Annotated in this window: 14 protein-coding genes and 1 pseudogene; 12 read left to right on the top strand and 3 right to left on the bottom strand. The window is 49.6% G+C overall.

The genetic code is table 11. From position 1 onward, the window contains the following. Window positions 1-271 precede the first annotated feature (271 nt). The 3 genes and pseudogenes from ompX (at window position 272) to tnpA (RS889_RS14530) (ending at window position 2169) form a co-directional block, all read left to right on the top strand. Window positions 272-787, top strand: coding sequence for an outer membrane protein OmpX (gene ompX / locus RS889_RS14540; protein ID WP_315707781.1), 516 nt, complete (start codon window positions 272-274; stop codon window positions 785-787). 212 nt (window positions 788-999) lie between these two features. Further along, a pseudogene (gene tnpA, locus RS889_RS14535) lies at window positions 1000-1459 on the top strand (IS200/IS605 family transposase). A gap of 251 nt (window positions 1460-1710) precedes the next feature. Further along, the gene (tnpA, locus tag RS889_RS14530; protein WP_315711024.1) at window positions 1711-2169 is read left to right on the top strand and encodes an IS200/IS605 family transposase; all 459 of its coding nucleotides are present in this window, start codon (window positions 1711-1713) and stop codon (window positions 2167-2169) included. Window positions 2170-2275: 106 nt separating this feature from the next. Here the strand turns inward: tnpA (RS889_RS14530) and RS889_RS14525 are convergent, their stop codons facing one another. After that, window positions 2276-2770 (bottom strand): MarR family winged helix-turn-helix transcriptional regulator, encoded by a 495-nt coding sequence (locus RS889_RS14525; protein WP_315707780.1) that lies wholly within the window; start codon window positions 2768-2770, stop codon window positions 2276-2278. Window positions 2771-2858: 88 nt separating this feature from the next. On the opposite strand from RS889_RS14525, the gene RS889_RS14520 reads away from it, so the two are divergent. Continuing rightward, on the top strand, window positions 2859-4028 hold the full coding sequence (locus tag RS889_RS14520; protein WP_315707779.1) for an MFS transporter: 1170 nt from the start codon (window positions 2859-2861) through the stop codon (window positions 4026-4028). Between the two features lie 60 nt (window positions 4029-4088). Here RS889_RS14520 and RS889_RS14515 read toward each other — a convergent pair whose 3' ends face one another. Further along, on the bottom strand, window positions 4089-5003 hold the full coding sequence (locus RS889_RS14515; protein WP_021015446.1) for a LysR family transcriptional regulator: 915 nt from the start codon (window positions 5001-5003) through the stop codon (window positions 4089-4091). Between the two features lie 128 nt (window positions 5004-5131). On the opposite strand from RS889_RS14515, the gene RS889_RS14510 reads away from it, so the two are divergent. From RS889_RS14510 to RS889_RS14480, 7 genes are all read left to right on the top strand, one after another. Continuing rightward, the gene (locus RS889_RS14510) at window positions 5132-5923 is read left to right on the top strand and encodes a 5-oxoprolinase subunit PxpA (protein WP_315707778.1); all 792 of its coding nucleotides are present in this window, start codon (window positions 5132-5134) and stop codon (window positions 5921-5923) included. A gap of 19 nt (window positions 5924-5942) precedes the next feature. Beyond that, window positions 5943-6191 carry an acetyl-CoA carboxylase gene (locus RS889_RS14505; protein WP_021015448.1) on the top strand — a complete coding sequence of 83 codons (249 nt, stop codon included), beginning with the start codon at window positions 5943-5945 and terminating at the stop codon, window positions 6189-6191. 33 nt (window positions 6192-6224) lie between these two features. Beyond that, entirely contained in the window at window positions 6225-7613 is a 1389-nt protein-coding gene (locus RS889_RS14500; protein ID WP_315707777.1) for an acetyl-CoA carboxylase biotin carboxylase subunit, read from the top strand. Between the two features lies 1 nt (window position 7614). Further along, window positions 7615-8496, top strand: coding sequence for a 5-oxoprolinase subunit B family protein (locus RS889_RS14495; protein WP_021015450.1), 882 nt, complete (start codon window positions 7615-7617; stop codon window positions 8494-8496). Next, window positions 8486-9463, top strand: coding sequence for a 5-oxoprolinase subunit C family protein (locus tag RS889_RS14490; RefSeq protein ID WP_315707776.1), 978 nt, complete (start codon window positions 8486-8488; stop codon window positions 9461-9463). Before RS889_RS14495 ends, RS889_RS14490 begins: the two co-directional genes overlap by 11 nt. 102 nt (window positions 9464-9565) lie before the next feature. After that, window positions 9566-10876: a purine-cytosine permease family protein gene (locus RS889_RS14485; protein ID WP_315707775.1), complete on the top strand. Its 1311-nt coding sequence runs from the start codon at window positions 9566-9568 to the stop codon at window positions 10874-10876. 207 nt (window positions 10877-11083) lie between these two features. After that, window positions 11084-11545 carry an Hsp20 family protein gene (locus tag RS889_RS14480; RefSeq protein ID WP_021015453.1) on the top strand — a complete coding sequence of 154 codons (462 nt, stop codon included), beginning with the start codon at window positions 11084-11086 and terminating at the stop codon, window positions 11543-11545. A gap of 149 nt (window positions 11546-11694) precedes the next feature. Here the strand turns inward: RS889_RS14480 and pemB are convergent, their stop codons facing one another. Beyond that, complete coding sequence (gene pemB / locus RS889_RS14475; RefSeq protein ID WP_315707774.1) at window positions 11695-13017, bottom strand: pectinesterase PemB; 1323 nt, start codon at window positions 13015-13017, stop codon at window positions 11695-11697. Window positions 13018-13248: 231 nt separating this feature from the next. Between pemB and RS889_RS14470 the strand changes: the two genes are divergently transcribed. Further along, window positions 13249-13590 (top strand): GlpM family protein, encoded by a 342-nt coding sequence (locus RS889_RS14470; RefSeq protein WP_315707773.1) that lies wholly within the window; start codon window positions 13249-13251, stop codon window positions 13588-13590. The last annotated feature ends 16 nt before the right edge of the window (window positions 13591-13606 follow it).

Raw genomic sequence — 13606 nt, 5'->3', positions numbered from 1 at the left:
GTTTGGAGAAAATTTTCATAATATAAGTTTCAGATTGAAAACTAAGCGAAAAATTAAGATTTATCTGTTTTTTTTGCTATCAAGAAATTAAGTATTTATTTAATAATTATGATTAAAAATCAATTGAAATCATACGGATATCTTGTGTTTGATAATTTTTGTTACATGTTTTCCCGGTTTGGAAAATATTTGCCAGGCAACCAAGTGCTTATTTTTTTGTTATATTTATAGCGCGTAAGTATTCTTTCATAAGATGAATTCGAGGCTGTATATGAAAAAGATCGCGTGTCTTTCTGCTTTGGCCTGTGTTTTGGCCGCGAGTGCTGGTTCCGCAGTTGCGGGTCAAAGTACTGTGTCGTTAGGTTATGCTCAAGGTGATATGCAGGGCGTAATAAATAAAGCCCCTGGTTTTAACCTGAAATACCGTTATGAATTTGATAATAGCCCATTGGGTGTTATTAGTTCATTCACTTATCTGGATGATAGCCAGACTACTGGCGGTATCTACCAGAAAGGTCAGTACTATGGATTGAGTGCCGGTCCTGCTTACCGTATTAATGATTGGGCAAGCATCTACGGTGTTATTGGGATAAGTGCTGCTAAGTTCACTAACAATGCAACGGGGGGGGGTGCTAACCACAGCACCAGTGACGTCGGCTTTGTCTACGGCGCTGGTTTGCAGTTCAACCCAAGGGAAGACGTTGCACTGGATGTGGGTTATGAACAAAGCCGTGTCCGTAGCGTTGATATCGGCAGCTGGAATGTCGGCGTCGGTTATCGCTTCTAAATAACGTTACTACACTTGTACTTATTGAGTGTAAGTATGTGAAATCCGCTCTTATGAGCGGATTTTTTTTGTCTATAGAAAACCCCCAGCTAGGCTGGGGGTTCCGTAAAGCTTTCAGCTATAAGTCGGTTATAAAAACCCCTTTCGATTTGTTAAAACACCTTGCGGTCTGGCAACTGCAAAAGTTAAGCAAAAAATTGAAAGGGGGTCCCATGGGGGACGAAAAGAGCTTAGCGCACGCCCGATGGAACTGTAAATTATCACATCGTTTTTGCGCCGAAGTACCGAAGGCAGGTGTTCTATGGAGAAAAGCGTAGGGCAATTGGCGGCATATTAAGAAAGTTGTGTGAATGGAAAAACGTGAACCTCGTGGAGGCAGAATGTTGTGTGGATCACATCCATATGCTTCTGGAGATCCCGCCGAAGATGAGTGTGTCGAGTTTTATGGGATACCTGAAGGGTAAGAGTAGCCTGATGGTTTATGAGCAATTTGGCGATTTGAAGTTTAAATACCGAAATCGAGAATTCTGGTGTCGAGGGTATTATGTAGATACGGTGGGAAAGAATACATCGAAGATACAAGAATACATAAAGCACCAATTGGAGCAAGATAAGTTGGGTGAGCAACTCTCGATCCCATATCCGGGTAGCCCGTTTACGGGCCGTAAGTAATCCATAGATGCAAATGTCAGATCGCGATGCGCCTGTTAGGGCGCGGCTGGTAACAGAGCCTTATAGGCGCATATGAAAAACCTCCGGCTATGCCGGAGGATATTTATTTGTCTATAGAAAACCCCCAGCTAGGCTGGGGGTTCCGTAAAGCTTTCAGCTATAAGTCGGTTATAAAAACCCCTTTCGATTTGTTAAAACACCTTGCGGTCTGGCAACTGCAAAAGTTAAACAAAAAATTGAAAGGGGGTCCCATGGGGGACGAAAAGAGCTTAGCGCACACCCGATGGAACTGTAAATATCACATCGTTTTTGCGCCGAAGTACCGAAGGCAGGTGTTCTATGGAGAAAAGCGTAGGGCAATTGGCGGCATATTAAGAAAGTTGTGTGAATGGAAAAACGTGAACCTCGTGGAGGCAGAATGTTGTGTGGATCACATCCATATGCTTCTGGAGATCCCGCCGAAGATGAGTGTGTCGAGTTTTATGGGATACCTGAAGGGTAAGAGTAGCCTGATGGTTTATGAGCAATTTGGCGATTTGAAGTTTAAATACCGAAATCGAGAATTCTGGTGTCGAGGGTATTATGTAGATACGGTGGGAAAGAATACATCGAAGATACAAGAATACATAAAGCACCAATTGGAGCAAGATAAGTTGGGTGAGCAACTCTCGATCCCATATCCGGGTAGCCCGCTTACGGGCCGTAAGTAATCCATAGATGCAAATGTCAGATCGCGATGCGCCTGTTAGGGCGCGGCTGGTAACAGAGCCTTATAGGCGCATATGAAAAACCTCCGGCTATGCCGGAGGATATTTATTATGCTTGAGTTAATCCGGCCACCAATTTTGCCAGTAGGTTATCCAACTGCTGTTGCTCTTCCGCGTTCAACACTGACAATACGTGGCGCTCGTTATCGACATGTAATTCCAGTAGTTCATCTACCAGTTGTAATCCTTTTTCAGTTAATTCCACCAGCGTCCCACGTCGATCTTGCGGATTGCGTTGGCGGCTGACCAGCAACGCGTCTTCCAATCGGTCGATACGATTGGTCATTCCCCCGGATGAGAGCATTAGCGCCTCATAAAGCTGAGTGGGTGAGAGTGCAAAAGGTGCACCGGAGCGACGTAGTGTCGCCAGTACGTCAAACTCACCGGGACGCAGGTCAAAACGGGTAAACAGCGGATTGATGTAGTCACGTTCGATACGTAACGATGCCTCATATAAGCGGCCAATCAGTCGCATGGGAAAGGGATCCACATCGGGCCTTTCCCGCTGCCATTGTGCAAATGCAATTTCTGCTCTGTTAGTCATGGTATTTATCTTGACGTTAAGATTCTTTGTGTAAAGATATAACAGTTTAAACCAGCAAGGTTATCGACTCAAGCCAGTAGGAATGCTCATGACAACAGAATTTACCGCCCGCTCTCAGCTTTTTATTGTAATAACTATTGTTTTACTGGGGCTGAATTTACGCCCTGTGCTGGCAGGCATCGGCCCATTGCTGGATCAGATTCAGGCAGCAACCGGGTTGAGCGATGGAGAAGCTGGATTACTCACCACATTGCCGGTATTCGCGATGGGATGTTGTGCCTTGTCTGGCGGTTGGTTACAGGCGCGGTTAGGTGAATATCGCGGTATTGCATTAGGCATTTCGATTATTGCCGTCGCCTGCATCCTCCGTTGGTGGTTCACTACCCGTACCGGGTTGCTGATTACCGCCGCACTGGCGGGAATTGGCATTGCGCTGATTCAGGCGCTGATACCTTCATTTATCAAACATTTTTTCAGTCAGCAAAGTAGTACGCTGATGGGAATTTACACCACGGCCATCATGGCCGGGGCGGCGATTGCGGCTTCATCGGTGTCGCCATTATCGGGTGTTATAGGATGGTCTGGCGCGCTGGCTTTCTGGGGCATATTGGCTTTGATCGCGGCACTGGCGTGGAAAAAGATGTCGTCACTGCCAAAATCGGTCACAGGAGGGAATTCCGTCTCTTTTCCACGGCTGACGCCACGCGCCTGGTCACTGATGATTTTCTTCGGCGTCGGTACGGCAGCTTACACGCTGGTGCTGGCCTGGCTACCGCCGTATTACACCCAATTGAGATGGAGCGCCTCTCAGAGTGGATTTTTGCTGGGCGGACTGACCCTGACAGAAGTGGTCGCCGGGTTATTGGTGTCATCATCCATTAACTATTTTCCGGATCGGCGTCGTCTGTTGATTCCTGTATTGCTGTTACTGTTGTTGGGGATGTTGGGGCTGATTTTCGCACCGGTCTTGCTGGCATTTCCGATCATGATACTTCTGGGGCTGGGTATCGGAGCGTTGTTTCCGCTCTCACTGATTATTGCGCTGGATAATGTGGATATTCCCCAACAGGCGGGTGCGTTAATGGGGTTTGTACAAGGAGGCGGCTACATTATCGCCAGCCTGATGCCATTAGTGGCCGGCTTTATTCGCCAGCATTCAACCGGGCTGGAACAGGCATGGGTGATTATGACTGCCGGTGTGATCGTTCTGATGTTGATGGCGCTGCGTTTTAGCCCCCGTAAGCCGGCGTATGTCTGATGCCTGATGGAAGGGTCATCACATTAGACGATTCTGTATCGTCAGTTGCGCCGAGCGTTGTCACCGTCGTGAAAAATTAAGGTGCGGTGTCAGAAACGCATTACGGAAATACTCCCGAATTGCCTGCATTGGTGGGGTAAATTCAGCGTCACGATGCCAGGCCAATCCGACACTCATTGGATGCACGGTATCCTTGAGCGAACGGGTTTCAATACGTCGACCTTCCAGTGACCATGGGCGGTAGACCAGATCAGACAGAATGGCTACCCCCAAGCCATTCGCCACCATGCTGCGTACCGCTTCGACGGAACTGGTGCGCAGCATCTCCCGTGGCTGGAGACCATTAAGATCCCAGTAGCGCATGGCGCTGTGATCGGCTTCATCAACTGTCAGCATGATAAAGGGTTCTTTTGCCACATCCTCAAGACTGACTTCCGCTTTTTCGCATAATGGGTGTCGGCTGGGTAACCATAGTCGTCGTTCGGAATTGAACAGGGTTTCAGAGATAATTTCCGAATGCGTGAGGTTTGCCGTCAACACCAGAGAGAGATCCAACGCGCGATTGATCAGGCCCTGCTCAATATCACGGCGTTCCCGTTCATACAGATTGATATTGACATGTGGAAACCCATAAGAGAGCCGCTGTAAGTGAAATGGCAGGAAATACCCCATCACCGTGTAGCTGGCCGCTATTCTCAATGTTCCACTGATACGGTTGTCGGTCAGTGGGATGTTAGTGGCATCGTCCACGCTGCGTAGAATGGAATAGGCATGATTGAGAAAATAGCTGCCGTTTTCCGTCAGTGTCATGCCATGTACTGAGCGCAGAAACAGCGGTTTCCCCAATAAACTTTCCAGCTCCTGTATGGCGGCGGTGACCGCTGACTGGGAAATGTTCAACTGAATGGCAGCCTGAGATATCTGCCCCATTTCAGCGGTGGCGACAAAATACCGGATTTGGCGCAGCGTAATCATGATGTTTTCTCCGATGAATGAGCCATCTGTTTTTCAGATACTCTACTATCTGAAAATATGTCTTTCCGAATATAAAAAATTCACTTTATATTATTTTTAAACAAATCCATCACAAATAAGAAATAATTATGAAACGTGCAGTCGATCTTAATTCTGATATGGGTGAAAACTTTGGGCCGTGGATCATCGGTGACAGTGTTGATAAAGATATTATGTCTCTTATCAGTTCCGCCAATATCGCGACCGGTTTTCATGCTGGGGATCCCAATATCATGCGAGAGACCGTTGCATTGGCAAAATATCATGAAGTGGCTATTGGCGCACACCCCGGATTTCGTGATCTGGTGGGTTTTGGTCGGCGGCATGTCAATATTCAGCCACAAGAAGTGGTGAACGATATTATTTATCAGTTGGGGGCGTTGCGGGAATTTTCCCATTTATATCAATTGCCATTGCAACATATAAAGCCACATGGCGCGCTTTATATGCATCTGGCAAAAGATCTTCAGGCAGCACGGGTTTTTGTGGAAACCCTGCATGCATTGGCGCCAGGTCTCCTGTTGTTCTGTATGCATGGTTCGGCGGTGTGGCATGCAGCGAAAGAATCACAACATCCTGTTATCTGTGAATTTTATGGTGACCGGGATTATGACCGAAGTGGTTCAATTGTTTTCACCCGCCGGGTTGAGGCACTTGACCCGGAGCAGGCGGCAAAGCGAGTGTTGCGTGCCTGCCTGGAAGGGAAAGTCCGTACCGTCGAGGGGGATGATATCCCGATTACATTTGATTCGGTCTGTATTCACAGTGATACCCCCGGCGCATTGGCATTAATTAAAACCACGCGAGAAGTATTAATTAATGCTGATATTGAAATTAAATCGCCAGTAAAATCGATTTTTAATCAGGTATCTGATAACTAAATTAAAGGAATCATTGGTAATGAAAGAATATGAAATCTGTTCTCCTTTACCCGGTATTTTCTACCGGCAACCTGCCCCGGATGTGGCAGTGTATATTGAAGAAAATGATGTGGTCACGCCAAATACGGTTATTGGTTTAATTGAAGTCATGAAACAGTTTAGTGAAATTTATGCTGAGCAGGATGGACGTCTCATTACGTTTAAGGTTTCCAATGGTGAAGCTGTTGAACCGGGACAAGTTATTGCCATCATAAAAACTGATAGATAATTACAACAATAAAGATTTATTGCAGAGGTAGAGATGAACATACCAATAAGAAAATTGCTGATAGCCAATCGTGGCGAAATCGCTGTACGTATCATCCGTGCCGCTAAAAGCCTGGGTATTGCTACTGTCGCCGCCTGTAGCGAGGCGGATGCCGATTCTCTGCCTGCCCGTCTTGCCGATGAGGTTTATATTCTTGGTCCAGCCCGAGCGGATCAAAGTTATTTAAAGAGTGAAGCGCTGCTCCAGGGAGCCCGCACATGTGGTGTCGACGCTGTTCATCCGGGATATGGTTTTCTTGCTGAAAACGCTGATTTTGCCGAGGCAGTGGAAAAGGCCGGCTATATTTTTGTCGGACCGACGCCTGATACCATTCGTATGATGGGTGACAAGGCCGTCGCCAGACGTACTGCCCAGGCGGCGGGCGTACCCGTGGTTCCCGGCTCCGATAAGGCGCTGGACACCGTCACCGCCGCGTTACGGTGTGCAGAAGAAATTGGTTATCCGTTGCTGATCAAGGCGGCGGCTGGTGGTGGTGGGCGGGGAATCCGCATCGCTCACAATGCTGCCGATTTGACACGTGATTTCCCTATTGCTCAGAGTGAAGCCCGGGCCGCGTTCGGCTCCGGTGATGTCTATCTGGAGCATTTTATCCAGCATGCCCGGCATATCGAGGTGCAAATCCTGGGAGATGGCGAGCATGTCGTGCATTTATATGAACGAGAATGTTCGCTGCAACGGCGGCGGCAGAAAGTGTTTGAAGAAGCACCGTCTCCCGCGCTTTCTCCGACGCAACGCGAGGCGATCTGCCACAGTGCGTTACAGCTGGCCCAACAGATTCGTTATCGCGGTGCCGGTACACTGGAATATCTGTTCGATATCGCCACCGGCCGGTTCTATTTTATTGAAATGAATACTCGTATTCAGGTGGAACATCCGGTGACGGAAATGATCACCGGTGTCGATCTGGTGCAGTGGATGCTGCGTATCGCCCAGGGAGAACCGTTAACGTTGGCGCAGGAGGCTATCACTATTAACGGCAGCGCCTGTGAAATGCGGATTAATGCCGAAGACCCCGCTCGAGGGTTCTTCCCGTGTCCCGGCGTGGTGGAAGAGCTGGTATGGCCGCAAGGCGAGGGGGTCCGGGTTGATAGTCATCTGTACAGCGGTTACCGGATTCCTGCGTATTATGATTCCCTGCTGGCCAAGCTGATCGTGCATGGTCGTGATCGTCAGCAAGCTATCGCGCGAGCGGAGCGGGCGTTGCATCAGCTAAAACTGACCGGTATCACGACAACACAATCACTGCATCAATGGCTGATTGCCGATCCACGTCTGCGGGCTGGGCAGTTCGATACCACTACGCTGGAAGCCTGGCTGAAAGAGCGTGCGGACTCCAAGACCCCGATATCTCAGGAGGCCTGATATGGAAAACGCCACAATACGTTACACCTTCGGTGGGGATGAACATCTATTCGCTGAAGTCGATGAATCGATGTCTCTACCCGCATTCTTCCGTGGGATGGCGATTACCCGCGCTATGGAGCGACAGGCCATTCCCGGCATACTGGATATTTGTCTGGCCAATGCGTCCTTTCAGATTCGCTTTAATCCGGACATCATCGCGCCGCAGGCATTGCTGGAGGCGGTGCAGCAGGCAGAAAACCAGGCACAGACGGTTAATCGACTTGAAACCCGCATCATTGAAATTCCGGTGTTATATGACGATCCCTGGACGCGGGAAACGCTGATGCGTTTTCGGGATCGTCATCAGGATCCCACCGTAACCGATCTGGAATACGCGGCACGCAGTAATGGCTATCCAGATGTCGCGGCTTTCATCGCCGCGCACAGTGGTACGCCGTGGTTTGTCTCCATGGTGGGGTTTGTCGCCGGATTACCCTTCATGTTTCAGATGGTGGAACGGGCACAGCAGATTGAGGTACCGAAATACTTGCGACCGCGCACTGACACGCCTCGGCTGTCAGTGGGGCACGGCGGCTGTTTCGGCTGTATCTATTCGGTACGGGGCGCGGGTGGTTATCAGTTATTTGGTGTGACGCCGGCACCTATCTATGACCCGGAGCAGAGGCTGGATTATTTCAGCGAGTTACTGGTGTTTTTCCGGACTGGCGACATCGTACAGTTCAAGCCCATCGATCAACTCGCTTATGAGCAGGCCATCCATGAGGTGGAGGACGGAACGTTCCGTCTGCGTATTCGTCCGGTTACTTTTGAGCTGGATAAATTTGCCGCCGATCCTACAGGGTACAAGCACTATCTTCAGGAGGTTCTGTATGCAGATTAATGTCCTCAAACCCGGGCTGGCGACATCGGTACAGGATACCGGCCGGGAAGGGTATTACCATCTTGGCATCCCGCCATCAGGCGGGCTGGATCAGTATTCTCTGCGTATGGCCAATCTGTTGGTGGGGAATCCGCAACAGGCCGCGGTACTGGAATTAACCTTGCTGGGACCGGAACTGGAGTTTACCGGTGATGGGCTGGTGGCATTGTGTGGTGCGTCGATGAAACCAACGCTCGACGGTACAGAGATGCCGATGCATACCGTCTTCAAGGTGAAGGCCGGGCAAATATTGCGTTTCGATTACGCCGTGGCAGGCTGCCGCAGCTATCTGGCGGTAGCCGGAGGGATTGACGTGCCGGAAGCCCTGGGCAGCCGTTCCACCTATACGTTAGGGGCGTTGGGGGGGTATCAGGGGCGCCGCTTGATGATTAACGATACGCTGACGGTTGGGATGGCGGGGATGAAGGTAAAGGCGGGCGCTAGCGTGCCTGACGATTTCATTCCAACATTTGCCAAAGCGGTCGAGCTGCGCATGGTGACCGGTTTGTACATTCATCGTTTAACAGCCGCGGCGGTAGCGCAATTTTTTGCTGATAGCTGGTCCGTGGGTACCGAAGCCGATCGTATCGGTTATCGGTTGAAAGGTGGCGCACCACTGGTATTTGAGCCCCGCACGCCGCCTTTTGGCGCGGGATCGGATCCTTCCAATATCGTTGATGCCTGCTATCCGATCGGGTCTGTTCAGGTTCCCGGTGGGCTGGAGCCGATTATTCTGTTACGTGATGCGGTTTCTGGCGGTGGCTACATGACGCTGGGCACGGTTATTAGTGCCGATCTGGATAGTGTCGGGCAGTTACAACCGCATAACCAGGTACGTTTTGTGCCGGTCAGTCTTGAAGAAGCACTGGCGGCCCGACAGCAATACCGAAACCGTTTGCAGCGGTTGGAGCAGCTTTTCATAGATTGATCTTGTAATTCATACAAATATTTTTTGTCAGTTTGGGTTCTGCTCAAACTGCGGATTTGTTCAACCTTAAATGATGTTCAACCGCGTATCCGGAGGTTTGCAATGGCTGATTTATCCCATGAGCAAGAGACCTATTCCGCCATTTCCGCTGAAACCGTGACCGGGGCAGAGCGAATGGGAAAACTGTCTCTGACTATGGCCTGGTGGGCAGTATGCAGTGCTATTTTCTACATTGTGGTAGGGGCGTCGCTGGCGCTGAGCTATGGCGCGAAAAACGCCATCATTGGTATGGCGCTATCGGTGGTGAGCTATGGTTTGGTCAATGGGACGATCAGCCGTTTTGCCATCCGCAGTGGATTGTCGGTAGCACTGTTTTCCAATCTGTTATTCGGCCGTATGGGGTCGGCGCTCGCCACGCTGATTTTCTTCTCTACTGCCATTTACTATGCGGTGTTTGAAGGGTCGGTTATCGCCTTTGCCATCAATCATCTGTTCCCACAAGTGGCTTATCACTGGGCGGCGTTGGTGGTGGTACTTTACAGCGTGCCGCTGATTTTCGGTAGCGTGCAGCACTGGCTGGATAAATTCAATGGTGTGCTGTTGCCGTTCTATCTTATCGGTCTGCTACTTACGGTCCTGGTGTCCATTAATCATTATGGTTATCAGCCACGGTGGCTGGAATTCGGGCCGACTTCCCCTCCAGCCCATGGGTGGTGGAATTGCTTCACTTACTACATGGGGGTATGGGTCTTGATGATGTATACCTTTGATTATGCTAGGTTTGGTAAAGAGAATGACAGCCATTACCATGCACGGTTCAACTTTGGCATGCCATTTTATCTCATCACCTTTTTGCTCAACGGCATAGCCGGAATTTATCTGGTCAGTAGCGTGGCCCACCAAGGTGGTGTCAGTGAAACAGCGGTGGTGGTGGCGATCCTGAATTTACTGGGGTTATGGGGGTTACTGTTTGTCTGGATTACTCAAACCCGTATCAACACCGCCAATTACTATCTGGCGACGGTAAATATGCAGGTATTTTTCGATCGGTTGTTACGTATTCGCTATCGCAAAATCGTCTGGGCCTGTGTGGTTGGCGTGGCGGTATATGTATTGATGCTGGCCGATATCTTTGCCTACATTCTGCAAGCGCTGGCCTATCAGGGTGTTTTTGTTGTGGCATGGGTCGGTGTGGCGTTAGGGCATATTTTTTCCGCTCGCCAGTTTTCGCCTTTACCTAAACCTACGGAAAAAACCGTCAACCTGCATGGGCTGAGCGCCTGGTTTCTCAGTGTGGTCACGGGTATTGTGCTGATGCATGGCAGCACGCTGTGGCAATCATTTTCTGCTCCGGTGACGTTTCTGACCGCGCTGGTGCTGTACTGCGTTTGGCCGCGCAGTCGGCAGGTTTAAATTAATGGCGTAAGCTCAATGATTGGCACGAACCATAGGCAGGGATGCCTGTGCCTTATACCGTTGATGGGCATTCTGCATAATTTTTAATCATGCGGACTTGAAAGTCTCACAATCACTATTATCTTATTGAGTGAGGGCAAGACAATTTCGTTGCCTTGCGGTTTGCACTTTTGAATGTGTATTTTGCGATTCAGGAGGTTAACCATGGCATTCAAATCAGTGTCTTTATTTCCGGCGTTTGCCGATTCACTCTTCTCTGACCGATTTGACCGTATAGACCGGTTGTTCAGCCAGCTGACAGGCGATACGCCTTTATCCGTCACGCCGTCTTATGACATCCGCCGACTCGACGATACCCACTACGACATTACACTCAGCGTACCTGGCTGGCGCGATGAAGATCTGGAAGTCAGCATCAACAATGGGCAACTGCTTATTTCTGGTAAACACAAAGAAGAAACGTCTACGAAGGAGGAAGATGGCTGGTTGCATTGTGGTATCAGCCGTAGTGACTTTAGTGTCCGTTATTCGCTGCCGGATCATGTCAAAGTTGAGGGCGCGCATCTGGACAGTGGATTACTGACAGTAAACCTGCTGCAGGAAATCAAGGAAGATGAAAAACCGAAAAAAATTGCTATTGAAAAACATCATGAGAGCGTTTCATAGATACCAACGGATGATGTGCATTGGCACTAAGCGTTAAACAGTATTGATATCACTGCTATGGCCCCGGTAGTTGCCGGGGCTTGTTACAAGGTATCTATCATCGCACCATTCACTGGTTGATAGTGAATGGTGTGTTTTTTACTTCCACCTCATTTTGCGGCCGGTAATCCGGTGTTATGTCCGGTCATCACCACATTGTTGTACTCCCACAACCGGTTGAATTTCACATCATTCAGGTCTCTGGTCGGGCTGATGTTGCCGTGAAATGGCCGGTTGGTGGTGGCTGCCGCGCCCCACGGGTTGAGTTGGTCATAGCTGCTGTCAATCGTACTGTCACGAATCACCAACTGCCCGTTGGCAGTGTTGCCTGGCAGATAGCCGGTTTTACTCGCCCCCTGATCCCAGGCGCGTCCCAGTTTTGCTTTCAGTGCGCCCCGAAAGCCGCTATCGCCAGTGAGTTTACTGTGTATTACCAGAAAACCATATTTCACCCGCGGCATGGTATCGGGCGCGAACACGTAGGCGCCACGTGGTCCACGGCTGGAAACAGTATGGAAATGAACATTATCGAAAACTGCCGTGGCGCGGCCAAACACATAATCCACATCGCCTTCAATGTAACTGTCCTTGATATAGGCGCGGCTATAATGATCGGTGACATATTCGTTCTTCCTGTTGCTGGTGTTGACGAAGAACGTATCCTGACGACCAATCAAGCGCACGTTTTCCAACTGTACTTTGTCGCCGTCAGTCCGCAGCGCAACGCCCTGGTGTGTGCCACTGCCTATTTTATCCAGCAGTGAGTTCATGACAGTCAGGTTTTTAAGCTGAAAATCATCACTCTGGGACCACATGACGGCAGCACAGATGGTATCGATGGTGGCTTTCTGCTTGGATGCACAGACGTCATACATATACCAGGCGGGATCGCTGGGCTGATATTCCTGACCAGAGTTGACCGTAGAACGGTAGGTGGCGGGAGAAATCATCGAGTCGAGCGCCAACTGAATAACTACCTGGCCGGGCTGTGAACCGGCACCAAATAGCGTCATCGGCGGGGCATCCGCAGGGATATAAACTGTACCGGTATAAGTACCCGGCAACACTCTGATATACACGCGTTGATTGTTTTTTGACTGTCGAATCGCGGCATTGACTGCCTGTTGAATATGGGTATATGTGGCGCCGTCTGTCCCGGCTTTCGGTCCGACGACGTAAGGTGTTGCTATATTGCCGGTATTCACCGCCGCGGGGAACCAACCGTCGGCTTGTGGCTGAGTGTAAAGACCGGTGGCGGCAAGATAGTGTTGTAGAGTAAACGGCTCAGCTTCCTGAGCGGAAAGCACCGGGCGGGTAGCTGTTCCCGGAGATAGCAGTTTAACGGTGTCATGTGGTTGAGAATTGCTACAGGCAGCGAGTAGCAGGGATACCGACACCGCTGTTGCCGCGAGGGGAAAACGAGTCAGGCTCACGTTCAATACTCCTTGTTATTCAATGTTTTTTTCTGCTAAGGAGGTTAAGCGTAGTCAATCATTTGACATAAAAAACGGAGCGGGATCAAAGTATTATAAAAATGAACCGATGTTTTATTTATTGAATTTATTCTGCGGGGTTGAACAGAAACGATCTGAGCGCAATTTTCACTTTTCTGTGGGCGTATTTCTGTTAAAAATGGGGATTGTCCAACGGAATGAAAATAAAGTATGTCGCTGCTTATCAAAGCTGTTCTTGGTGCGCTTGTTGTTTTGTTGATTGGCGTACTGGCAAAAACACGTAATTACTATATCGCCGGGCTGATTCCCCTATTTCCTACTTTTGCCCTTATTGCACATTATATTGTAGGTGCTGAACGCGGAATAGATGCGTTGCGCGCGACGATCCTTTTTGGTATCTGGTCGGTCATTCCTTATCTTATCTATCTCATTTCCCTGTACTACTTGACGACGATGATGCGCCTTCCGCAGGCACTCATCGCCGCTGTGGTGTGTTGGAGTGTATCTGCCGCATTGCTGATTAAAATATGGAGTTGGTATCACGCCGTATAGTATGACCGTAACCGGC

The sequence above is a fragment of the Brenneria uluponensis genome (assembly GCF_032395385.1).
Taxonomy (GTDB): Bacteria; Pseudomonadota; Gammaproteobacteria; order Enterobacterales; family Enterobacteriaceae; genus Prodigiosinella; species Prodigiosinella aquatilis.
This window is presented reverse-complemented; position numbering and strand designations above follow the sequence as displayed.

Coding starts and splice junctions, on each gene's coding strand:
- RS889_RS14470 (WP_315707773.1), top strand. CDS start 13,249: ATGTCGCTGCTTATCAAAGCTGTTCTTGGTGCGCTTGTTGTTTTGTTG.
- RS889_RS14490 (WP_315707776.1), top strand. CDS start 8,486: ATGCAGATTAATGTCCTCAAACCCGGGCTGGCGACATCGGTACAGGAT.
- tnpA (WP_315711024.1), top strand. CDS start 1,711: ATGGGGGACGAAAAGAGCTTAGCGCACACCCGATGGAACTGTAAATAT.
- RS889_RS14515 (WP_021015446.1), bottom strand. CDS start 5,003: ATGATTACGCTGCGCCAAATCCGGTATTTTGTCGCCACCGCTGAAATG.
- RS889_RS14505 (WP_021015448.1), top strand. CDS start 5,943: ATGAAAGAATATGAAATCTGTTCTCCTTTACCCGGTATTTTCTACCGG.
- RS889_RS14525 (WP_315707780.1), bottom strand. CDS start 2,770: ATGACTAACAGAGCAGAAATTGCATTTGCACAATGGCAGCGGGAAAGG.
- RS889_RS14480 (WP_021015453.1), top strand. CDS start 11,084: ATGGCATTCAAATCAGTGTCTTTATTTCCGGCGTTTGCCGATTCACTC.
- RS889_RS14500 (WP_315707777.1), top strand. CDS start 6,225: ATGAACATACCAATAAGAAAATTGCTGATAGCCAATCGTGGCGAAATC.
- RS889_RS14495 (WP_021015450.1), top strand. CDS start 7,615: ATGGAAAACGCCACAATACGTTACACCTTCGGTGGGGATGAACATCTA.
- RS889_RS14510 (WP_315707778.1), top strand. CDS start 5,132: ATGAAACGTGCAGTCGATCTTAATTCTGATATGGGTGAAAACTTTGGG.
- RS889_RS14520 (WP_315707779.1), top strand. CDS start 2,859: ATGACAACAGAATTTACCGCCCGCTCTCAGCTTTTTATTGTAATAACT.
- RS889_RS14485 (WP_315707775.1), top strand. CDS start 9,566: ATGGCTGATTTATCCCATGAGCAAGAGACCTATTCCGCCATTTCCGCT.
- ompX (WP_315707781.1), top strand. CDS start 272: ATGAAAAAGATCGCGTGTCTTTCTGCTTTGGCCTGTGTTTTGGCCGCG.